Consider the following 21,708-nt stretch of genomic DNA (forward strand, 5'->3'; position numbering starts at 1 on the left):
ATCAGGGTGCCCAGTAAACCGTGACCGGTTTCCGCCCCTGGCGCAGCACGCTGCGAATCGGCATCTCCAGCTCGTCCGTACCCAGCAGTGCCTCGCGGTAAACTTTCAGTTTCTCGTCACCGGTAATCAGCAGCTTGATATCCCGCGCCTGCAGGATGGCGGCCAGGCTCAGGGTCATGCGCTCGGTGTGGCTGCCAGTCACCTCACTCTGCCGCGCGGTAATGGCACGGCAGAGTTCAGCAGCATCCGCATCGAGGGCCTGCTCCAGTCCCGCCGCATGCGGGAAGAGTGAGGCGGTGTGGCCATCACTTCCCATTCCCAGCAGGCACACGTCAAAAGGACGCGGTAGTTCAGCGTAGGCGCGCTCACAATCGGCCTGCCCTTCTGCCGCGCTTGTGTGAGCGTTCTTCATGCCCAGGAACGGCGCTTCGGCAGCGTTGTTTTGCAACAGGCTCTTTTCGATAAAAGAGTGGTTACTGCCGCTTTGCCCGGGCTCTACCCAGCGTTCATCTACCAGGGCCACATTGATCTGGTTCCAGGGCAGCGGCCGCTTTGACAGCGCCTGATAAACCGGCTCCGGTGAACTGCCACCGGAGACCAGGAAGGTGGCCTGGCCCTGCTCCTTGATACCCCGCTGCAGGGCGCTGGCACAGTCATTTGCCAGCGCCATCACCAGGCGTTCGCGATCCGGATAAAACTTTTCTTCTACCATCATGGCTTGGGGCCCCGATCGGTGTTAATTCAATTGATTTCTGATTTCTATCGGCAAGTGGCTACTGGGCGTTAAACCAGTGCCGCCCGTCCTCCTCGAGCAGCTCGTTGGCAGCCTGTGGCCCCCAACTGCCCGCCCGGTACAGGTCCGGCTGACTATCGGTTTCCCGCCAGTGATCGATGATCGGGTCGACCCAGGCCCAGGCCGCCGCCACTTCCTCCCGGTGGATAAACAGTGCAGCGTTGTTTGCCGCCGCATCGAGCATCAGGCGCTTGTAGGCGTCACTCTTGAAGCTGTCGTAGGTTTCGGACAGTGAAAGGTTGAGTTCAGCAGGCTGCAGTTCCATTTCCAGGCTGTCCATTTTCTTGGACATGAGCACCAGCTTGATGCTCTCCTCGGGCTGCAGTCGGATCACCAGCCGGTTCGGGATGACCTTGCCAGCGCTCTCGCCATACACCCGGTGCGAGACATCCTTATACTGGATCACAATCTCAGCGCAGCGCTTCTCCATCCGCTTGCCGGTACGGAGGTAAAAGGGCACGCCAGCCCAGCGCCAGTTATCGATATGGGCACGGATGGCGACAAATGTTTCTGTATTGCTGGAGGCTGCATCCAGCTCCTCGAGATAACCGGGCACCAGCTGGGTGCCCAGGCCACCGGCCACATACTGGCCACGCACGATATTTTCTTCCACCGCTTCGCCAACCAGCGGACGCAGCGCTTCCAGCACCTTGATTTTTTCAGTGCGGATATTTTTCGAGGACATGCTGTTGGGGGATTCCATCGCAATCAGGCACAGCAGCTGCAACAGGTGGTTCTGCACCATATCCCGCATCGCGCCGGTCTCATCGTAAAAACCGGCACGTCCCTCCAGGCCCACGGTCTCGGCAATACTGATCTGGATGTGGTCAATAACGCTGGCATCCCACAGGTGTTCGAACAGCACGTTACTGAAGCGCAGTGCCAGCAGGTTCTGGACCGTTTCCTTCCCGAGGTAATGGTCGATGCGGAAAATATGGTTTTCCGGGAAGTATTCGCCGATCTTGCCGTTGATCTCTGCAGAAGTCTGGGCGTTATATCCCAGAGGTTTTTCCACCACTACACGCGATTGCTCGTGGATCAGCCCCTTCAGGGAGAGGTTCTCGCAGCAGGGCCCAAAAACAGCAGGCGGGATCGCCAGGTAAAACAGACGTACCCGCTCCTCGCCGGCGCCCAGGATGTCACCGAGTTGATCCCACTTGTCGTCCGGCTCAGAAATATCCAGCGCCACTGCACGCAACAGGTTGCTGAACGACTTCCATACCGACTCGCTGTACTCCCCGTTGCGCAGGTGGGTCTTCAGGGCCTCACGGGCCAGGTCCAGGTAATTGTCTACATCCTCCTGGCGACGGCAGACCGGCAGGATGCGGCTGCCCTCGGCCAGGCCCCCTTCCAGGTGTGCACGGTAAAGGGCCGGAATCAGCTTGCGCAGGGCCAGGTCGCCCACACCGCCAAACAACACCAAGTCAAAAGGATTATTCATGTCTCTTGCTCTGCCATCCTGTAAGAGTTTTTGAGCCCCACGTTAAAAAGCTCCGTGACGTCTTGGCGCCGGTTAGTAGAGAACGCTCGCGCCGCTTTCCGCGCCGCTGGCGAGGGCCCGCAGGTTGTTAAAGAGTTCGCGCCCCATACCCCGGCCATTTGCACTCAGGTCGTGCTCTGCCGGCTCCCGCGCGGCCAGCTCGGCGTCGTCTACATGCACCTGCAGCACACCGGCCTCGGAATCCAGCTCAATGATGTCGCCGTCCTGGATCCTCGCAATCCAGCCGCCATCGGCAGCTTCAGGAGACATGTGGATCGCCGCAGGTACCTTGCCCGATGCGCCGGACATACGGCCGTCAGTCACCAGCGCCACCTTGAAACCGCGATCCTGCAATACACCCAGGGTCGGGGTCAGCTTGTGCAGTTCCGGCATACCATTGGCCTGGGGGCCCTGGAAGCGGACCACCGCGACAAAATCCCTTTCCAGCTCACCGGCCTTGAAACGTTCCAGCAATTCGTCCTGGCTGTTCATGACGATAGCCGGCGCCTTTACTTTCAGCTGGTCATTCTTGAGGGCGGACACCTTGATGACACTGCGGCCGATATTGCCTTCAAGCAGCTGCAGGCCGCCGTGATGGGAGAACGGGTCGCTGACCGGGCGGATGATGTCCGGATTACCGGTTTCCTCGACCGTCGGGCGCCAGACCACATCGGTCTTGTCATCGTTAAGGAAGGGGTCGTGGCAGTAAGGCTTCAGCCCGGAGTTGCCCAGTACTGTGTGTACATCATTGTGCAGCAGGCCGGCGCTGAGTAATTCGCGGATCAGGAACTGCATACCACCGGCAGCGGCGAAGTGGTTGATGTCCGCCACACCATTCGGGTAGACGTGGCACATGAGTGGCACCACGTCGGACAGCTCGGCCATATCCTGCCAGGTGATCTGGATACCGGCAGCGCGCGCCATCGCCACCAGGTGCAAGGTATGGTTGGTGGAGCCACCGGTGGCAAGCAGCCCGACGATACCGTTGACGAACGTCTTCTCGCTGAGGATTTTCGCAATCGGGGTATGCTGGCTCGGCTCGGTGATGTTTACCAGCTGCTTCACTGCCGCATCGTTCAGTGCGTTGCGCAGCTCCGTGCCCGGATTGACAAATGAGCTGCCCGGCAGCTGCAGCCCCATGATCTCCACCAGCATCTGGTTGCTGTTGGCGGTCCCATAGAAGGTGCAGGTACCGGGACTGTGGTAGGAGGCACTCTCGGCCTCCAGCAGTTCCTCGCGGCCCACCTTGCCCTCGGCGTACAACTGCCGCACCCGGGCCTTCTCCGGATTGGGGAGCCCGGAAGGCATGGGACCCGCCGGGACAAATATCGCCGGCAGGTGGCCAAAGGCCAATGCACCGATCACCAGCCCGGGGACAATCTTGTCGCAGATGCCCAGGTACATGCTGCCTTCAAAGACATCATGCGACAGCGCAATGGCCGTGGCCATGGCGATGACATCCCGGGAAAACAGGCTCAGCTCCATCCCGGTGCGTCCCTGGGTCACACCGTCACACATGGCGGGCACACCACCCGCCACCTGCGCGGTAGCACCGTTGCGCGCCGCGGCCTGTTTCAGCAGGTCGGGATAGGCACCATAGGGTTGGTGTGCCGAAAGCATGTCATTGTAGGCGTTGACGATTGCCAGGTTGGGACCGCGGCCAGAGGCAATCAGGTTCTTTTCTTCCTGGCTGGAAGCCGCGATCGCGTGCGCCAGGTTACCGCAGGAAAGGTGGCTGGCCGCCCGCCCCTGGATATGCGACTTTTCGACCTGCGCCAGATATTCCGCGCGGGTCTGTTCGCTCCGCTCGATGATTCGCTCGGTAACCGCTTGAACCTTGCTGTGTACCATAAACTTTCTGCTCTATTGTGTATTTACCCGGCAAACTCCCGGGCTTCACTCCCCGGGTTCGCCCGCCGGTAGTACTCGATCAGGCGCGCGGTGGAACTGTCCTCACCGGCCAGGTCACCACTCCGTAACTTCGGTTGTAGTGCCGATGCCAGGCCTTTACCCAGTTCCACGCCCCACTGGTCGAAAGAATAAATTTGCAGCACAACACCCTGGGCAAAAATCTTGTGCTCGTAAAGTGCAACCAGAGCCCCCAGAGACTGCGGATCCAGCCCGCGCAGCAGCACGGTGTTGCTCGGCCGATTCCCGCGGTGCTCTTTATAGGGCACCAGTTCTTCCACCTGTTGGGCCGGAAGCCCCTTTTCACCCAGCTCGGCAGCCACTTGCTCGCGATTCACACCGGTCATCAGGGCCTGGCTCTGCGCAAACATATTGGCCAGCAGGATTTCGTGGTGCGCCCCGAGACTGTGCCCGGGCCGTGTGCTCCCAATAAAGTCAGCGGGAACCACTTCCGGGCTCTGGTGCAGGTACTGGTAAAAAGCGTGCTGGCCGTTGATGCCGAGCTGTCCCCATATTAGGGGGCCGGTGGTGTAAGCCGCCTCCTCCCCCGTTCTGGTAGTAGATTTACCGTTACTTTCCATCTCCGCCTGCTGCAGGTACGCCGGCAACATGTGCAGCGCCTGCTCGTAGGGCAATACCGCCTGGGCGGGCCAGCCCATAAAAGTGCAGTTCCACAAACTCACCAGCGCCATCAGCACCGGCGCATTCTCTGCCAGCGGCGCCTGCCGGAAGTGCCGGTCCATACTTGCCGCACCATCCAGCACTGCACGGAACCCACCAAAGCCGACCGCAATCGCCAGCGGCAGGCCGATGGCGGACCAGAGCGAGAAGCGCCCACCAACCCAGTCCCAGAACCGGAAGGTAAACCTGTCAGGGATACCGAATTCCCGTGCCCTGTCCGGGCTCGCTGTCACCGCCACAAAGTGGCGCCGCAACAGCTCCGCCTCGGGTGCCAGCTCGCCGAGCCAGGCCAGTGCACTGCGCGCATTGGTCAGTGTCTCGACGGTGGTGAAAGTTTTTGATGACACCAGGAACAGTGTGGTCTCCGGTCGCAACCCCTCCAGCGTGTTTTCCAGCTGGGCGCCGTCTACGTTGGAGACGAAATGAACCCGGATCTTGCCCTGCCAGTATGGCCTGAGCGCTTCCACCGCCATCTGTGGCCCCAGGTGCGACCCCCCAACCCCAAGATTCACCACATCGGTAACAGGAGAGCCGCCGCATCCGCGAATGTCGCCATTATGTAGTAAATTTACAAACTCTTTCAAGCGTGCCAGCTCCGCCTCGACCTGACTGCTCACATTTTGACCATCAACTGTGACAGACGGCCCTGCAGAACCCCGCAGGGCCGTGTGCAGTACCGGGCGTCCCTCGGTGCGATTGATCGGCTCGCCGGCAAACATTGCTTCCCGCCAGTCTTCCAGGCCGGTCTCGCGCGCGAGCTCCAGCAGCGCCTGTAGCACCTGCTCATCGATGAAGTTCTTGGAGTAATCAAGCAGGAAGTGCGGTGTTTCCAGCGAGTAACGGTCGGCACGCGACGGATCCCGGGCAAACATCTGCGCCAGTTTCCGCTGCTTCATTTCCCCCGCGAGCACCTGCAGTTTGTGCCAGACCGGCAATGTGGTGATATCCATGGCTGCCCCCTATTTTCTGTTATCGCCGGCGCCCAGGCCGGGACGGCAATTCTTATTTCCTGGCTGCCACCCTGGTCGACACGCCGGCATAACCGGGGCGCCAAACGGTCAAAATCGGATGACAACGCTGTCATACTAACCGAAACAGAACATCCGCGACAGGCGGTCGGCGCGTTTTTTGTAGTAATACTTCACAAAGCCGGCAGGCCCATCGCCGACACTGCTCCCGGTCCTCGCCGTGGGCACACAACCCTTCAAAGCCGTGCACGCGAAGCACCCGGGAATTGCTGGTAGACTGGGACGATACGCCGCCTGAGAGGGAAGGCCCCGGAATGGAAGTCCCGGCAACCGGGACCAAGGACAAGACCGCCGCCAATGAAAGTTACCATCAACGATGTCGCCGCTCGCGCCGGCGTATCCATAAAAACGGTTTCGCGCGTTATCAATAATGAGCCCTCGGTCCGCCCCGCCACGAGGAAGAAGGTGCAGGATGCGGTGGACGCGCTCCACTACCAGCCCAACCTGGCGGCACGCAACCTGGCCGGATCACGGGCCTATACCATTGCCCTGATCTACGACAACCCCAACGCCTACTACGTCATCAACATGCAGAACGGTATCCTGGATGCCTGCAAGGCACGGGGGTACGAACTGCTGATCCACCCCAGCAACTCCCGGTCGGAATCCGTATACCAGGAGCTGGAAGACCTGGTGCTGCACTCGAAAGTGGCCGGCCTGGTCCTCACCCCGCCGTTCTCGGAAACTCCCTCTGTCATCGACACTCTCAAGAAGCTCAATGTGGACTATGTCCGTATTGTCTCCAAGACGGCCGACCTCGAGGACAGCGAGGACTGTATCCAGGTGGACGATACCGCAGCTGCATTCGACCTGACCCAGCATCTCTTGCAGCTGGGCCATAAACGCATTGGCTTCCTCTGCGGTGGCGAAGAGCACGTCTCGACCTACGGCCGCCTGGAAGGTTACCGCCAGGCCCTGGAGCAGGCCGGGATCCCGGTCGAGGATGACCTGGTCCTGAAAGGGGAGTACTCGTTCGACTCCGGCGTGCAGGGAGCAAAAAAACTGCTGGGCCAGGACAACCCGCCCACCGCCATCTTTGCCAGTAACGACGAAATGGCGGCCGGCGCCCTGTTTGCCGCACGGCTGATGAATATCGATATTCCGGGGCAGCTCTCCATTGTCGGCTTTGAGGACAGCCCCTTCTCAAGGCAGACCTGGCCCAAACTCACCACCGCCCACCAGCCCAACAATGAAATTGCCAAGTGCGCTGCCGCCCTCGTACTGAGCAAGGCGAGGGGCCATACCGCTGCCGAGAGCGGCTCGGCCAGCAAGGAGGCGGGCATCAAGCGGGAGTTCACTCCGGAGCTGGTGGTGCGCGATTCCAGCGGCCCCGCACCGGCGGAATAATCTCGCCATCCCCGGGCCCCGCACCAGCGGGCGCCCCGGCACACCCGGCTTTGCCCTCCCCTTATGCCGCAATCAACCGGCAATTGATCCCCCGCTTTCACGGCCCCGGCCCCACAGGCGCATCGAGGCGATTCCCCACGCATAAAAAAGCCCTCCAGTGGAGGGCGAAGTCACGAGAACCAAAGGTTACAACGATGAGAAAACAAAACTGATTGACGCGGGTCAGCTCCAGCTGCGCATCTTGTGCCCCTTGAGGGCATAGAAAAGGATAAACAGGTAACAGGGTAGTGCCACCCAGTAGCCCACCTGGGTATTGTCTGCAAAGTGCGCCATCTTGCCGAACACCAGCGGGATAATCGCACCACCGGCGATCCCCATGATCAGCAACGCTGAGCCCTGGGCGGTAAAGCGGCCCAGGCCTTCCAGCGCCAGCGGCCAGATTGCGGGCCAGCAGAGGGCATGCGCCAGACCCATCAGGGCGACAAAGGTCACGGTGTCCGGCACCACCGGGATACCCGACCAGCCCCACAGGATACTGGCAATCGCCGTGCTCTCGGATGAACCGAACAATACCCCCATAACACACAGGCTACCGGCAACGGCCGAGCCCAGCAGCGCCTGTTGCTGGCTGATATAGCGCGGGATACCGACCACCCCAACCAGGTAGCCGATCACCATAAACACCATGGTGTAGGAAGTCAGCGAGGCATAATTGGCCAGGCCCAGGCGCTCGCCGTAAAGGCCAATGGTGTCGCCGGCAATCACTTCCACCCCCACGTAGGTGAACAGCGCCAGCGCCCCGAGCACTACCTGGGGAAACTGCAGGATGCCGGATTTCGTCTCGCTGTCCTCGCTCTCCTCTTCGTCGATATCAGGCAGTCCGGACAGCTTCACCAGTGCCACCAGCATGAACAGCAATGCCGCCATATAGACATAAGGCATGATGAGGCGGTTGGAAACCTCTTCCAGCCGTGCCGCGCGCTCCGCTTCACCGAGCCTGGAGATCGCCTCGGTATTGAAATCGGCGAGACCCGAGAGCACCAGCGCCGTGAACACGATCGGCGCCAGGACACCGGCGCTCTTATTGATGATGCCCATTACCGCGATGCGCGTGGCAGCGCTCTCCGCCGGACCCACCTTGACCACATAGGGATTGGAGGCGGTCTGCAGGATGGTCAGGCCTGCACCCAGGCCGAACAGGGCCAGCAGGAATACCGGATAGCTACCCGTCTGCGCCGCGGGGATAAAAACCAGTGCGGCCACGCCCATGATCGCGAGGCCGATAGCCATGCCGTCGCGATAGCCCGTCCGGCGCAGGATATAGGACATCGGCAGGGCCATGACGGTGTAGGCAATATAAAAGGCGAAGGTAACGAACAGCGCCTGGAACTCATTCAGGTCGCACAACACCTTGAGAAACGGGATCAGTGAACCATTCAGCCAGGTCACAAAACCAAAAATAAAAAACAGCATGCCAATGATTGCCATGGGCAACAGGCTGCTGCGGGATTCGTTCTGGCTCAGAACTGCAGTTTCCATAGGGAGCACCTTTTATCGTTATAATTACAAGTCTGTTTACTGGGCGGAAAAGACTTCCTGTCCGGCAATCCAGGTTTTCGTGACCCGCTGATCGCCATTCAACAAAATCAGGTCTGCACGCACACCTGCCGCAATCTTCCCGCCCGCAAAACCGAGAAACTGTGACGGGTACAGCGAGGCCATCCTCAGCGCCTCAATCAACTCGACACCGCACCAGTCGCGAATGTTGCGCACCGCGCTGATCATATCCAGGTGTGATCCCGCCAGCTCTCCTGTGGTGGAGGTCAGGCGGTCGCCCTGCCGCACCACCGTGCGATCGAACAGCGGGAAGCTCGTCTCCTCGCTGCCCACCAGGGACATGGCATCGGTGACCAGCATGACCTTGCCCCGCGGCTTGGCCTTCAGCGCCAGGATCATGGCTTCAGGGCTCACGTGGTGGCCATCCGCAATCAGGCCACACCAGGCGTCGTCGCTGATCAGGGCCGTACCCACCATGCCCGGCTCGCGCGAGTGCAGCGGCGACATGGCGTTATACAGGTGGGTAAAGCCGGTGGCCCCGGCCTCCAGTGCCGCAGCGGCGGTAGCGCCATCGGCGTTCGAGTGGCCAAGGCAGACTCTCACTCCAAGGTCCACCAGCTTACGGATATCTTCCGGCGCAACATTTTCAGGGGCCAGGGTGACCATCTTGATCCCCAGGTCGTCACGGGCGTAGATGGCCAGCTCCCCGTCGGTCAGCGGCCGGATGAAACGCTCTTCATGGGTACCCTTCTTGGGCGCACTCAGGTGGGGCCCCTCGAAATGCACACCCAGCACGCCCGGCACGCCCTCTCGCAGTGCAGCACTTACGGCGTCCGCCGCCCGCTGCATCACCTCGATTTCATCCGTGATCAGCGTGGGCATAAAACCGGTGGTGCCATAACGCGCATGGGCGCGACTCATTCTGACCAGTGATTCCACGGTAGGCTCATTGTTAAACAGTGCACCGCCGCCACCGTTGACCTGGACATCAACCAGGCCCGGGGCCAGCAGGCCCCGCAGCCGCTGTGCCCCCTCCGGCGCAGGGCCTCCCACACTGGAAATCCGGCCTTCGCCATCAACCTGCAGGGCTACATCCCGATGTAACTGCTCGCCGTCGAATAACTGTTCGGCTACCAACACCTGGCTCACGAGTATCTCCAAATCCGCTTACAGCGCCCTGTCATCAGACCGTCTGGGTGACTTTCTTGAGGCCGGCAGGTTCGTCCGGGTTGATCCCGCGACTGACCGCCACATGAGCCACATCGATATAGAAACGCTGCAGCAGGGCCAGGGGCGCGACGCGCGGGTGTACGCCCTGGCTGGGCACATGCAGGTTGATCAGGGTGCCACCACGGCGGATGATATCGGCAATCTGTTCGCTGTGTGCCTGGAAGGACTCGTCCTCGATCGGTACGTTGATCACGGTGAGCTTCTGCTCCACCAGGGTGACCGGCCCGTGCAGGAACTCCGCACTGGAGAAGGATTCCGCGTGAATGTTGCAGACCTCCTTCAACTTCAGAGCAAGTTCACGGGTAATGCCGTAACCGGGGCCGCGCCCCAGCACCACCAGGTTTTTCACCGCGGCCAGGTCCTCCGGGCGCAGCTGGGTCTCCGCGTCGACAGCGTCGCGCAGGACCTGCGGCAGTGCGTCCACCCCGGCCAGCAAGTCGTCGCTCTCGGTCCAGTTGGCCACCAGCTGCAGCACCGCCGAGAGCGTCGCCAGGTAACTCTTGGTGGCGGCCACCGCCTTTTCCGGGCCAGCCTTGAGCGGTACTGTCAGGTCGGCGATATCCTTGATCGGGGCCGATTCATCATTTACCAGTGCCACGGTGTAGGCACCTGCCTCCTTCGCCATGCGCGCCTGCGCCAGGATGTCCGGGCTGCGGCCGGACTGGGAAATTACCAGCACCAGCGCGTCCTCGAGCTTCAGCTTGCGGCCGTACACACTGGAAACAGACGGGGCCGCGGCAAAGGTGGGAACACCGGTCTCGATTTCTATCAGGTACTTGGCGAACACCCCGGCGTGATCCGATGAGCCGCGCCCGACGATCATTACGAAGCGCGGTGGCTGGCGCCGCAGCCGCTCACCGAGCTCTGCCATGACGCCGGCGTTGGCCTGTAGCTGTTCGGCGATCCTGTCCGGCGCCTCGCGGGCCTCCATCTCCATAACCGTCTTGACCATGGTGCTACCTACCTGTGTTGCCTCGGCGGGATTTCCTGCAGTCATAATATTCTCGAGCTTCTCTGCTTGTTAACCGAACAGGGCCTTGCCCTCAGCTTCTGTGGCCGTCTCCCCGGCACTGATTTCCGTTGCCATCGACTGCTGCGCGAAGTGCACGCATCCGATTTCCGGCGGGTCCAGCGGATCCGCCAGTCGCTCGACCACGTGTGGCGCCAGCCAGGGCCGCAGGCGCGGCGCCAGGCCGCCAATAATCGACAGGCGCGGCGCATTGAATTCCAGCAACTTGTCTGCAAGGTCACTGATATAGGACGCACCATCACGCATGATCGCGGAGGCTACCGGATCACCGGCTTCCGCACACTCAACCACCTGCACTGCCAGACGAGCGTAGTGACTGGAGGACTTGCCTCCAATTTTTTCGAACACGTCGTTGGCGTCACTGCTCTCCAGGACGCGCAGCAGCTCGTCTTTCAGCTGCGAGTCCTCCGCCAGGCCATCGAGGGCGAGGAACAGGTACTTCACCGCTTCCATGCCCATCCAGGCACCACTGCCCTTGTCTCCGTGGGGGAAACCGTGACCACCCAGGACTTCCGCGCGCCCGCCGACCCAGGCATAACCACAGGATCCGGTACCGGCAATAATCACTGCGCCCTCGCCGCCACGATGGGCACCCAGGCATGCCGAATGCTGGTCGGTGGTGAGGTACATTTTGCGGAAGGGGTGTGACCAGGAGGCCATTTTGTTGTAGAGGCTGGGCATATTGACCCCGGCGAGCCCTACACCGGCCACCAGCTCACCCAACAGGTCTGCGGACAGGCCGGCATCTGCCAGGGCGAGGGAGGCGGACCGCACCACAGAATCTATCGTCTGTGCGTAACCATGCAGGGGATTGGCGGGACCTGCGACTCCTGTACCCAGTACACGGTTATCGCTGTCGACGACTGAAGCGCGGCATTTGCTGCCACCGCCATCGATACCTATATAAAGGAGTTCCCTATCTCTCGAAGCAACCATCTCAATCGGCCTCTAAGAATTTCTTTTGTTATGTATCTCTTCCCCTACCCGTTCCCAAATCCCCCGGGAGGCAGGAGCGGCGCACGGGGCGCCGGTGCCATACGATAAAAACCATACTACAGGACGCATGACAGCGTTGTCATCCCCTTTTTGGGAAAAATTCCGCTCTCGGGCGGCAAACTTCACCCCGCGTAACCTCCCTGTGCCACGCACGTGACAAACCGCCTCCTTCCCGCAACGACCCTGTCACACTTTTCTGCGATAACAGCGTCCGCTTTCCCCGCTGGCAGGCGGTCGGACAGGGAGGCGCCTTGAAGCATAAAGCAGGATAGAGGGGATTTATCAATGGGGGCTTTCACGCAGCTGGGTGTAGCGTTGCTAATGGTTCTGGTGGCACTGCCCGTCACCGCCCTGGAGACACAGACCCTGTTCAGGCTTACCGGTTCCAATACCATCGGTGCCGAACTGGGCCCCGCCCTGGTCCGCGGTTACCTGGAAAGCCTGGGTGGCAGGCGCATCGACCAGCGCAGTGCCGGCGAGCAACACTGGATAACCGCCGAGCTCTCGGGCCGCCGTGTGCAAGTACCGATCATCGCGCGGGGATCCAGCACCGGCTTCAAGGCCCTCGACACGGGAAGCGCAGACATCGGTATGGCCTCGCGGAGAATAAAGCCGGCGGAAATTAACCGGCTGGCACGTTTTGGCGATATGACCGGGGTTGCGGCGGAACATGTCATTGGCCTCGACGCCCTGGTGGTTTCCGTGCACCCGATGAACCCGGTACAGCAGCTCACCATCGAGCAGTTGCAGCGCATCTATCGCGGCGAGATCCGCAACTGGCGCGAACTAGGCGGCGCAGACCAGCCTGTATACCCGCTGCACCGGGATATCGAATCCGGTACCCGCGCCACTTTCGACAGTGAAATCTTTGGCGGCAGCCGACAGGCAGAGCCCCATGTCTACGAGGTCTCCGGCAATGCCGAGACCCGTGAACTGGTGATGTCCAGGCCCGGTGCGATTGGCTATCTACCATTCGCGGATGCCACAGGCGTCAAGAAGGTTGCCATCAAGGCGGGACAACTGGCTGCGGTAGTGCCAGACCGGGGCATTGTCGCCACAGAAGACTTTCCCCTGACCCGACGCCTCTACCTGTACCGCAATCCGGCCCAGTACCACCCGCAAGTGGAGGATTTCCTGCGTTATGTTGAGTCGGCCGCCGGCCAGGCACTGGTCGCGGACACCGGCTTCATCAACCTGTCACCGGTCGCCCTGGAAATAACGCCTTACCCGAACGCACCCGGCGACTACCAGGCACTGATGCGTGAAGCACAGCGCCTCAGTATCTCGTTCCGGTTTGCCGACGGCAGTGCCGAACTGGACAACCGCGCCCTCAAGGACCTGCGACGACTGGAAGACTACCTGCAACAGGCCGAGCGGGAGCTGGAACTGACCCTGGTGGGGTTCTCTGACCATGGTTCCAACAGCAATATTACCGACCTCATCTCCCGCTTCCGCGCACTGAAAGTCCGCGGGGCGCTGTTGCGGGAGCACAGCATCAGCAATATCAATGTAATGGCACTGGGTGCCTTCGCCCCCCTCGCAGCCAATGCCGGCCAGGCGCCATTCAAGAACAGCCGCGTCGAGGTCTGGATCCGGTAGCGGCCCGGCCTCGATTACCTGCCAATCCACGCCACTTTACCGCACGTATGTGAATCGATGGGCCGCGTTTCTGTCCAATGCTATCCAGCATACGCAGGCAGCAGGTCTGCCAGCGTCCGTCTTGTCCTGGATTGAGTAGACTTACCAGTGGGACCTATGCGTGCGCGGGCAATGGCTCACCGGGGATAACAGCAGAAGGCGTGAACAATGTACGGTGTCGATGACTACCGACTTTTCCAGGCAGGACGAGGTACCGGTGGTGGCCGGCGATGGCGCCGGACACTACTGATTAGCTGCCTGTTGCTGCTGGCCAGCTGTTCCAGCATCCAGTTTGCGTACAACCAGCTCGACCGCTGGATGCGCTGGCAGATTGACGACTATGTGGATTTCAATGACCGGCAGGAGCTGATGCTGCGACAGTCACTGGACCAGTTTCACATCTGGCACCGGCGCACCCAGCTCCCCCGCTATGCAGATTCCCTGGAAGAACTGGCAGCACGAGTCGATTCACGCGACTTCGGCCCCGAAGACCTGCCAGCGGTAGAGGCACAACTCGAGGAATTCTGGGAGACCTCCAGCGCCCAGCTCTACGACCTGCTCCTGCCGCTCAGCGCCACTCTCACCCGGGACCAGGTGCGCGAACTGGCGCAGGAAATGCGCGAGAAACGTGAGGAGAGCCTGGAGAAGTGGCAGAAGTCCCCGGAAAAAATCGAACAGAAGCGCAGGAAACGCATTCGCAAGCAGAGTGAGCGCTGGCTGGGCTCCCTGAATGATGAACAGGAACAACTGATCTCTGCCTGGGTGCACCAGGTGGCCTATAACCCCCTGCTCCGGGACCAGCAGCGACAGAAGTGGCAGGCAGCCTTTCTCGACCTCCTATGGCGTCGCCCCGAAGGTTACCAGGAGAAACTGCGGGACCTGATCGACAACCCCCAGCAACTCTGGTCCGCGGAGTACCGCCAGCTGCAGGAGGAACGCCAGCGCCGGGCGCGGCAACTGGGAGAAAAGATCTTCGCCACCATCACTGACCGGCAGCGCAATCACCTGACCCGCACATTGCGGGAATACGCCCGGGACTTTCGCACGCTCAGCGCGCAATAATTACTACTGTAACGAACGCCGCGCCATCAATAGTTGCTGACGGCGACGGCGCCGGCCTGCTAAGCTCGCCACCTCAGTTATCAGCTATACGAGGGATGAACGTGCGTATCGACTCCGCCAGACGCGACCAGTTACTGGAATGGGAACAGGAACTGGAGGCGCAGTACCGGCGTATCTGCCAACACGAACTCAACCTGGACCTGACCCGGGGCAAGCCATCCGCGGATCAGCTGCACCTCTCCGACAAGCTGGACGGTATCCTGAATGGCGATTACCGCTCGCCGGACGGCATCGATACCCGCAATTACGGTGGCCTGGAGGGATTGCCCTGCACCCGCGCCCTGGGGGCAGACATCCTCCAGGTGCCCACTGAAGAAGTTCTCGCCGGGGGCAACAGCTCGCTAACCCTCATGTACCACGCAGTGCTTACCGGCTACCTGTTCGGTTTTGCCGGCACCACGCCCTGGCGCGAACTGCAGGCACCCAAGTTCCTCTGCCCGGTCCCCGGCTATGACCGCCACTTCACCATCTGTGAGCAGCTGGGCATCGGCATGGTGAACGTGCCGATGACAGCGACCGGCCCGGATATGGATGCGGCGGAAAAACTGGTGCGCGAGGACCAGGACATTATCGGTATCTGGTGCGTGCCCAAGTTCTCCAATCCCACCGGCGTCACCTACGACCAGGATACGGTCAACCGCCTGGCCCAACTCGGGCAGGTAGCCAATCCGGGATTCCGGATATTCTGGGATAACGCCTATGCCATCCACGACCTGGACCAGCATATCAACCTCCCCAGCATCCGCTCGGCGACGATCGAAAATGACACCGCCGACTCCGTGCTCCAGTTTGCCTCAACCTCCAAGGTCACCCACGCCGGCGCCGGCGTCGCCTTTGTCAGCGCCAGCCCGGCGAACCTGGATTCGCTCAAGCAGCAGATGCAGGCCATGACGATCGGCCCGGACAAGGTAAACCAGCTGCGCCACTCACGTCTCTTTCCTGAGTTCACCCTGCTAAAAGAGCATATGCAGCAGCATGCCAATATCCTCAAACCCAAGTTCGAGTGTGTGCTGAAGCACCTGCAGGACGCCTTTGGCGACTCCGACCTGGGCGAGTGGGAAACACCCCACGGCGGTTACTTTGTTTCCTTCGACACGCGTCCCGGCTGTGCCACTGAGGTAGTGAAGCTGGCCGCCGAGGCCGGGGTAAAGCTCACCCCGGCCGGTGCCACCTTCCCCTATGGCAAGGACCCGCAGAACCGCAATATCCGTATCGCCCCGAGCTTCCCGCCACTGGAGGAACTGGATACCGCCATGTCGGTACTGGTGCTGTGCATCAAGCTGGCCAGCGTACGGGTGCAGTTGCAGCAGGCCTGACCCTTCCGCCACCGGAACGACACCCGGCCAATCAAGAAGGGGCGCAGCGGCGCCCCTTTTTGTTTTGCTGGTTCTGCCGGATATCGGTGACCCGGGCAATGAAGCCGCTGTCAGCCGGCCAGGTACCTGCGGGAAAATTTCGGGTCCATTTTCTGCAGGTCCACCACCACCAGCCCGTCCACCGAATCACAGAAATCCGGATCCACATTGAAGGCGTGGAAACTGGTCCCCCCGGGAGTGGTCACCGCAGTGTATTTCTTGAACAACGGCGGCAGCAAAACACCCTCCTGCTTCAGGACCTGCTTGAGCTGCAGCATATCCTCTCCGGCACTGCCCACCAGGGGTGGCAGGTCCTGCCGGACCTCCTCGAACGGCAGGCGCGCATCGCCGAGCGGGTTGTCGGTGGAGAAGTGGTGCAGGAAATAACGCACGATCGCGGACTTGGCCCGCACCGTGAATGTGCCCGGCATTGATACCGGGCCAAACAGGTAACGCACATCATTCCTGGCAATCCACTGGCCAATACCGCACCAGAGCAGGTCCAGGCCGCGGCCACGCCAGTAGTCCGGCAACAGGAAACTGCGGCCCAGCTCCGCCGAGCCGGGCAGGCACTCCTGCGGCGGGCGCGGATAATTGAACAGGGTGCTGCTGTAAACCTGCTCCGGCTGCAAGCTGTCGGTGCTGGCAAGCCGGTAGGCGCCGGCAATCTGCCGGGCGTCTTCATCCCACAGCAGCAGGTGATCGTAGTGCGCGTCAAAGGCATCCCAGTCGCGGCTCAGGCCAGTGCCCTCCCCCACAGCCCGGAATGACACCTCGCGGCAGCGAGACAGCTCCCGCATTACCGGGCAGTCTGGCTGCTGGCGGTACAACCGGACCGTAAAGCCGCCCTGCTCCACCAGCGCTTCACACTGGCGGATGACCGCGGCCACTTTTCCAGCTGCTTCCGGTGCGGCAACCGGCTCGGGCCCCAGAGGGCGCGGGGAATGACTCAGCTGGTAGACATGCTTTCGCCACAGGCGCGCCTGGGTAGGGGGCGTGAGCGGCCACTGGCGAAAATAATCCGCCTCCACCGGGCTGCCGATACGGATGTCGATACTGCGGCTGGCCTGTTTGAACATTTCGCGGATCAGCCACAGGGTCGATAGTGGTTTGTTGACCATCGACAGGCCGTAGAACCACAGGGAGTTGCGGCCACGCACCTGCACCGGCAGGATCGGCGCCCCGGCCCTGGCGGCAAAGCGGACAAACCCCGGATTCCAGCGACCGTCACGCACGCCCTTCGGGGTCAGGCGCGAGACTTCGCCGGCGGGAAAAACAATAACCGCACCACCCCGGTGAAGATGCCGGTGAATCCCCTCCACGTCTGCCCGCCGGGTGCGCCCGTTGAAATTGTCGACCGGCAACAGGTATGGGCGCAAGGGCTCGATGTTCCACAGCAACTGGCTGGCCACCGCCCGCACATCGCCACGCACTCGCGCCACCATGTCGATCAGGGCCAGGCCATCGAGGCTCCCCAGCGGGTGGTTGGATACAATCACCAGGGGGCCGTCCCTGGGGATCCGCTCCAGCTCGCCGGGATACAGGTCATAGTGGAAATTGAAGTGGGCGAACACCTGCCGGATAAAGTCCAGGCCGCCCAGGTGGGGGTAGAGGCGCCCAAACTCCTGCAGTTTCTGTTCGCAGCATATTATCTTCAGCGTGGCTGAAGCCAGCCGTCGGGCGGGCTTTTGCGGCGCGGCACTGAACCATGGGTTGCGGGCCAGCAGGCTGTCCAGCTGGATCATGCCGCCACCACTTCGGTCATGATATGGGCGATTTTCGGGGCGCGCCGCCAGTGCAGCAATTCGAGACTGCCATCACGCTGCTCCACGACTGCACTCATGGAGTCGACCCAGTCACCGCAATTCGCGTAGGTGACTACGTTATCCCCAACCCGGTCATCGCGAACCGCCCCACGATGGATATGGCCGCAGATCACACCATCGTAGCCGCGGCTGGCGGTCTCGCGGACAGCCACCTGTTCAAACCGGTTCATCATTCGCCGCGCCGCGTTTACGCGGTTCTTGACGTGATTGGCCAGCGACCACCAGGGCAGGTCGAAACGGCTGCGCCAGTAATTGATCCAGCGATTGAAGCGCAACATCAGGTAATAACTCTGGTCACCGATATGGTAACTGACAGGATTGATGCTGATATGGTGCTCGAACTGGTCGCCATGGGTTACCCAGTAACGCTTGCCACTGGCGGCCTCGTGCACCCACTCCCGCTCGATGCGGATATTACCCAGGCGCTTGCCGGCCCAGCTCCGCATGGGGGCGTCGTGGTTGCCCGGCACATAGATTACCTCGGGCGTACTGCTGCTGATTTCAGATAGTATCTCCAGCAACAGGGTGGAAGCCTTGCACCAGCTGCCCTTACCCTGGGAAAGTGCTTTCATATCGAAGATATCGCCCACCAGGTAGACGGTATCGGCGCGGTGCTGGGCGAGGAAGTCGGCCAGGCGCTGGGGTTCACTGTCCCGGCTGCCCAGGTGAACATCGGAAATCCACAGTGCGCGGTAGCGGTTACTCATTGCAAGGCCCCAAGTAGCGGTTTGCACTAACTTGCAGGATATTTTTTACATTACAGGGGCGATTTGTTGACGGTTATGTTGCGCGTAACAGCTGCGGGCTCGCGCCAGCCTCGCCTGTGCCTGGCAAGGGCCTAGTTGCGCACCCGCTCTATCTGCTCAAAACGGGAAACACTGGCCAGGTAATCCTGCCAGCTGCGCTGGAGTTCGGTAGTCTGGTATTGGCGATATTTCTCCCGATCCAGCCAGAGCACCGTCGTCCGCGCCCTCCTCAGGTTGATCAGGGGCAGGTTGTCGATGGCAGCCGAGCCACTGCTGAACACGGACCCCGCCCTGGAGTTCTGGATCATGTCGCTGACAATCGTCAGGTGTACCTCCTGTGCCCGGCCATCCAGGCGATCCAGCGCCACCACATCCGACAGCGCCTCGTAAATCGGCGACACTTCCTGGTCACCGGCGGCAACCACCTCCGCGATAGCCCGGTCCAGTGGCTGCTCGAAGCGCTCCAGGTAGAGTCGCTCGACAAAGGCGCGGTTTGCGGTCAGTGCACTGACGGCGTCGGCGGTTTCGGGCTTGCAGATATCCACTACAGACTCGGAGAGTCCATGGTACTTCTCATCCAGGACAAAGAGGGTAAAGCGGTCGTTTACCGCGGCCTGCTCCAGCACACCGGATATATGCGTGCGGAGGAAGTGTTTCTGGTAATCCGACAGGGCGTCAGAAACATCAATGATAAAAACATGGTGCAGGGGGCGCGGCAGGCTCGTATTACACAGCGTTTTACGGTCGTAGTCATTCTCCGGTGCATTGATCACCCGCACGACGGTTACCGCAAGTGCGGCCAGGATCACGACACCGAGCGCCGCCACCATCAGGCCTTTCCTGTCATCGCCGGACAGGCGACTGAATATCTCCCTCATTAAACCCCACTCAGTCCCTTGTCCTGCTCTATCCGCTCGATGGCGGCATTGATCTGCCCATTGATGCTCTCGAGTTTCTCGCTGATCGCTTCCATGGCCGCGGCATATTCCTCATCGAGGCCTGCAATGACCCGTTCGAAACAGGACAGGTCCTCCCGGTGCTGGTCCAGCCCGGCGGTATTCAGCTTTGGCAGTTTTTCCAGCTCCACCTGCAGCAGCTTGCCAAAATAGGCGGCGCGCCGGTTGGTGATGCGCTCGGCATGGGACTGGTAGTGGCGGATCAGCTCGTCGAGCAGCCCCTGGGCCTTGACGATATCTTCCTCGTACTGCCGGCGGATATGCTCGCTGCGCTCGATACTTGCCTTGAAATCGATAAACTCCGAGCGTATTTCCTGCTCTCTCCCGGACACTTCCCGCCGGGTCTCCTCGGCCTCCCTGCCAACCTCGCGGAAAGCATCGGCACAGCGCTGCAGCCAGAGCCGGCGGGCCTCCCGGTGCCGGCGGGTCACCGCCGTATAGCCCGGATACCGATCGTCAACCAGGAAGAACTTGGCCGCCAGCAGCATTACCGCCATACCGCTGACAATCACCATGATCCAGGAATTGAAATCGCGGATGCCCAGCGGCTGGCCCGACAGGCTGGCGACTGCCAAGCCCGAGGCCGCAAACGGGTCGGCCTCGAGAGCCTCCCGGTAGTGGCCCACGCCCAGTACAAACAGGGTGGTCAGCGCTGCCGCGCCCAGGAACAGGCAGAGGAACAGGCTCTTCCTCAGGATACTGACGTGAAACAGGTTGCGCAGCGTGAAGGCCAGGAACGCCGCAAGGCCCAGGTTCACCAGGGAAATGATAAAGGCCTGGAAGAAGCCCCCCACCAGTCCCAGCTCGCTGCCTTTCGAAAGGAAAAAGGAATTGAGGGCGGTCTCGAGGATCACCACGAAGAAAATCACGGAAAAATGCAGGATCCTCGACTCGCGGTACTCCGCGTCCCGGGTCAGTCCGTTGCGGAGCCGGAATATCTCCAGGTCCATGCGTGTCGAAGATACCGTCGCGGCGGCACCTTCCATTTCCCGGCTCAGCAGGGCAAAGCGGTTCGCCAGCCGCTGGTGGATAGTGCGGCCGGTATTTCGCAGTTCCTGGTAGTGCTGGCGGATTTTGGCCTCACCGCGACGTTCGGCCTGTTCGTCCAGTGCCGCCTGCCGCTCCCGGTGGACACGGCCGATGATCTCACTGGTGACATAGGAGCGCAGGCTTTCTTCGCTCTCGGTGTGACTGTTCCGGTCCGATTCGGGTATGCCGGCTTTGACATCCCGCTCGACGCGCTGCTCGATCTTGAGGGTTGAGATGGCAGCCTTGGTCGCAGGTATTGAGGCCATATCCGTCACCTAAAAGACATCCCTTACATTTAGGTATCCGCGCTGCGCCCGACCACTGCGGTGCCGGTACTGGCAACGGCACCCGGAGGGTAGCGACACACGCATCCCTTATTCTTCAAGAATAGTGCTGATTCGCGGCGCCGGGTCGATTCGGCCGCCGGGGCGCGACGACCGGTTGCCCATCGCTGACGGGGAGAGCGGTATAAGGCCTGAATGGAAACGGGGTATGGGGGAAACGGGAAGCTGCGGGGCGGCACACCGGTGCCGCCGGAGTTCACTCGCCGTCTTGCGGCGGCTGCATGGGACTCGGGAAGGGGAACTTGGCGACCTTGTCACCCTTGACCTCGACAATCTTGCCGGTGCCCTCTTTCTCCACCTCGTCGATGCGCACGATGCTGTGCATGGGGATGTAGGAACGGGTCACCGAGGCGAACTCGGTCTTGAGCTTCTCCTCACTGGGATCCACTACCAACTGCGACTTTTCGCCGAAAACAAATTCCTCTACCTCGATAAAGCCGTACATATCGCTCTGGTAGATGGCCCGGGCGTAGAGTTCATACACCTGGTTCTGGTTGTGAAAGATGACTTTGTAGATCGGATTCGCCATAGAGTTCCCAGGATGGAGGTTGTCCCTCGCGGATTCTGCTTTTGGTACGGGGATCTCCCCGCAGTGCTCACTCACCGTCCCTGGCGCGACTAGCGGACATTCGGCCAGTCTCG

General features: G+C 61.1%; 17 protein-coding genes. 4 read left to right on the forward strand and 13 right to left on the reverse strand.

Annotated features, from left to right (window positions below):
* Position 1: 1 nt before the first annotated feature.
* The 4 genes from pgl to pgi form a co-directional block, all read right to left on the reverse strand.
* Positions 2 to 715 (reverse strand): 6-phosphogluconolactonase, encoded by a 714-nt coding sequence (pgl, locus tag LVD10_RS13860; RefSeq protein WP_334079078.1) that lies wholly within the window; start codon positions 713 to 715, stop codon positions 2 to 4.
* 58 nt (positions 716 to 773) lie between these two features.
* On the reverse strand, positions 774 to 2,234 hold the full coding sequence (gene zwf, locus LVD10_RS13865) for a glucose-6-phosphate dehydrogenase (protein ID WP_233005996.1): 1,461 nt from the start codon (positions 2,232 to 2,234) through the stop codon (positions 774 to 776).
* 72 nt (positions 2,235 to 2,306) lie between these two features.
* Positions 2,307 to 4,124 (reverse strand): phosphogluconate dehydratase, encoded by a 1,818-nt coding sequence (gene edd, locus LVD10_RS13870; protein WP_233005997.1) that lies wholly within the window; start codon positions 4,122 to 4,124, stop codon positions 2,307 to 2,309.
* A gap of 23 nt (positions 4,125 to 4,147) precedes the next feature.
* Positions 4,148 to 5,812, reverse strand: coding sequence for a glucose-6-phosphate isomerase (gene pgi / locus LVD10_RS13875; RefSeq protein ID WP_237064010.1), 1,665 nt, complete (start codon positions 5,810 to 5,812; stop codon positions 4,148 to 4,150).
* A gap of 375 nt (positions 5,813 to 6,187) precedes the next feature.
* Between pgi and LVD10_RS13880 the strand changes: the two genes are divergently transcribed.
* The gene (locus LVD10_RS13880) at positions 6,188 to 7,237 is read left to right on the forward strand and encodes a LacI family DNA-binding transcriptional regulator (RefSeq protein WP_233005999.1); all 1,050 of its coding nucleotides are present in this window, start codon (positions 6,188 to 6,190) and stop codon (positions 7,235 to 7,237) included.
* A gap of 222 nt (positions 7,238 to 7,459) precedes the next feature.
* On the opposite strand, the gene LVD10_RS13885 is transcribed toward LVD10_RS13880, so the two are convergent.
* From LVD10_RS13885 to nagK, 4 genes are read right to left on the reverse strand one after another with little or no spacing between them, the layout of a single operon-like run.
* Positions 7,460 to 8,776, reverse strand: coding sequence for a sugar MFS transporter (locus tag LVD10_RS13885; protein ID WP_237064012.1), 1,317 nt, complete (start codon positions 8,774 to 8,776; stop codon positions 7,460 to 7,462).
* A 36-nt stretch (positions 8,777 to 8,812) separates the two neighbouring features.
* The gene (gene nagA / locus LVD10_RS13890) at positions 8,813 to 9,943 is read right to left on the reverse strand and encodes an N-acetylglucosamine-6-phosphate deacetylase (protein WP_237064014.1); all 1,131 of its coding nucleotides are present in this window, start codon (positions 9,941 to 9,943) and stop codon (positions 8,813 to 8,815) included.
* A gap of 34 nt (positions 9,944 to 9,977) precedes the next feature.
* A complete protein-coding gene (gene nagB-II / locus LVD10_RS13895) occupies positions 9,978 to 11,021 on the reverse strand; it encodes a glucosamine-6-phosphate deaminase NagB-II (protein WP_233006002.1) in 1,044 nt (347 codons plus the stop codon).
* Between the two features lie 24 nt (positions 11,022 to 11,045).
* The gene (nagK, locus tag LVD10_RS13900; RefSeq protein WP_233006003.1) at positions 11,046 to 11,990 is read right to left on the reverse strand and encodes an N-acetylglucosamine kinase; all 945 of its coding nucleotides are present in this window, start codon (positions 11,988 to 11,990) and stop codon (positions 11,046 to 11,048) included.
* Between the two features lie 345 nt (positions 11,991 to 12,335).
* Between nagK and LVD10_RS13905 the strand changes: the two genes are divergently transcribed.
* The 3 genes from LVD10_RS13905 (at position 12,336) to LVD10_RS13915 (ending at position 16,126) form a co-directional block, all read left to right on the forward strand.
* Positions 12,336 to 13,649, forward strand: coding sequence for a substrate-binding domain-containing protein (locus LVD10_RS13905; RefSeq protein WP_233006004.1), 1,314 nt, complete (start codon positions 12,336 to 12,338; stop codon positions 13,647 to 13,649).
* Between the two features lie 207 nt (positions 13,650 to 13,856).
* A complete protein-coding gene (locus LVD10_RS13910) occupies positions 13,857 to 14,750 on the forward strand; it encodes a DUF6279 family lipoprotein (protein WP_237064016.1) in 894 nt (297 codons plus the stop codon).
* 101 nt (positions 14,751 to 14,851) lie between these two features.
* Positions 14,852 to 16,126, forward strand: coding sequence for an aspartate aminotransferase type Ic (locus LVD10_RS13915; RefSeq protein WP_237064018.1), 1,275 nt, complete (start codon positions 14,852 to 14,854; stop codon positions 16,124 to 16,126).
* 110 nt (positions 16,127 to 16,236) lie between these two features.
* On the opposite strand, the gene olsF is transcribed toward LVD10_RS13915, so the two are convergent.
* The 5 genes from olsF to LVD10_RS13940 all read right to left on the reverse strand — a co-directional run bounded on the left by olsF (position 16,237) and on the right by LVD10_RS13940 (position 21,595).
* Positions 16,237 to 17,910: a bifunctional ornithine lipid synthase OlsF gene (gene olsF, locus LVD10_RS13920; protein ID WP_233006007.1), complete on the reverse strand. Its 1,674-nt coding sequence runs from the start codon at positions 17,908 to 17,910 to the stop codon at positions 16,237 to 16,239.
* Positions 17,907 to 18,698, reverse strand: coding sequence for a UDP-2,3-diacylglucosamine diphosphatase (locus LVD10_RS13925; RefSeq protein ID WP_237064020.1), 792 nt, complete (start codon positions 18,696 to 18,698; stop codon positions 17,907 to 17,909). Before LVD10_RS13925 ends, olsF begins: the two co-directional genes overlap by 4 nt.
* 131 nt (positions 18,699 to 18,829) lie before the next feature.
* A complete protein-coding gene (locus LVD10_RS13930) occupies positions 18,830 to 19,615 on the reverse strand; it encodes a hypothetical protein (RefSeq protein WP_233006009.1) in 786 nt (261 codons plus the stop codon).
* On the reverse strand, positions 19,615 to 20,988 hold the full coding sequence (locus tag LVD10_RS13935) for a coiled-coil domain-containing protein (protein ID WP_233006010.1): 1,374 nt from the start codon (positions 20,986 to 20,988) through the stop codon (positions 19,615 to 19,617). The genes LVD10_RS13930 and LVD10_RS13935 overlap by 1 nt, the downstream gene beginning before the upstream one ends.
* Before the next feature lie 274 nt (positions 20,989 to 21,262).
* Positions 21,263 to 21,595 carry a DUF1820 family protein gene (locus tag LVD10_RS13940; RefSeq protein WP_233006011.1) on the reverse strand — a complete coding sequence of 111 codons (333 nt, stop codon included), beginning with the start codon at positions 21,593 to 21,595 and terminating at the stop codon, positions 21,263 to 21,265.
* Positions 21,596 to 21,708: the final 113 nt, after the last annotated feature.

This window comes from Microbulbifer zhoushanensis, from assembly GCF_021729055.1.
GTDB lineage: Bacteria > Pseudomonadota > Gammaproteobacteria > Pseudomonadales > Cellvibrionaceae > Microbulbifer > Microbulbifer zhoushanensis.

Coding starts and splice junctions, on each gene's coding strand:
- pgl (WP_334079078.1), bottom strand. CDS start 715: ATGATGGTAGAAGAAAAGTTTTATCCGGATCGCGAACGCCTGGTGATG.
- zwf (WP_233005996.1), bottom strand. CDS start 2,234: ATGAATAATCCTTTTGACTTGGTGTTGTTTGGCGGTGTGGGCGACCTG.
- edd (WP_233005997.1), bottom strand. CDS start 4,124: ATGGTACACAGCAAGGTTCAAGCGGTTACCGAGCGAATCATCGAGCGG.
- pgi (WP_237064010.1), bottom strand. CDS start 5,812: ATGGATATCACCACATTGCCGGTCTGGCACAAACTGCAGGTGCTCGCG.
- LVD10_RS13880 (WP_233005999.1), top strand. CDS start 6,188: ATGAAAGTTACCATCAACGATGTCGCCGCTCGCGCCGGCGTATCCATA.
- LVD10_RS13885 (WP_237064012.1), bottom strand. CDS start 8,776: ATGGAAACTGCAGTTCTGAGCCAGAACGAATCCCGCAGCAGCCTGTTG.
- nagB-II (WP_233006002.1), bottom strand. CDS start 11,021: ATGACTGCAGGAAATCCCGCCGAGGCAACACAGGTAGGTAGCACCATG.
- nagK (WP_233006003.1), bottom strand. CDS start 11,990: ATGGTTGCTTCGAGAGATAGGGAACTCCTTTATATAGGTATCGATGGC.
- LVD10_RS13905 (WP_233006004.1), top strand. CDS start 12,336: ATGGGGGCTTTCACGCAGCTGGGTGTAGCGTTGCTAATGGTTCTGGTG.
- LVD10_RS13910 (WP_237064016.1), top strand. CDS start 13,857: ATGTACGGTGTCGATGACTACCGACTTTTCCAGGCAGGACGAGGTACC.
- olsF (WP_233006007.1), bottom strand. CDS start 17,910: ATGATCCAGCTGGACAGCCTGCTGGCCCGCAACCCATGGTTCAGTGCC.
- LVD10_RS13925 (WP_237064020.1), bottom strand. CDS start 18,698: ATGAGTAACCGCTACCGCGCACTGTGGATTTCCGATGTTCACCTGGGC.
- LVD10_RS13930 (WP_233006009.1), bottom strand. CDS start 19,615: ATGAGGGAGATATTCAGTCGCCTGTCCGGCGATGACAGGAAAGGCCTG.
- LVD10_RS13935 (WP_233006010.1), bottom strand. CDS start 20,988: ATGGCCTCAATACCTGCGACCAAGGCTGCCATCTCAACCCTCAAGATC.
- LVD10_RS13940 (WP_233006011.1), bottom strand. CDS start 21,595: ATGGCGAATCCGATCTACAAAGTCATCTTTCACAACCAGAACCAGGTG.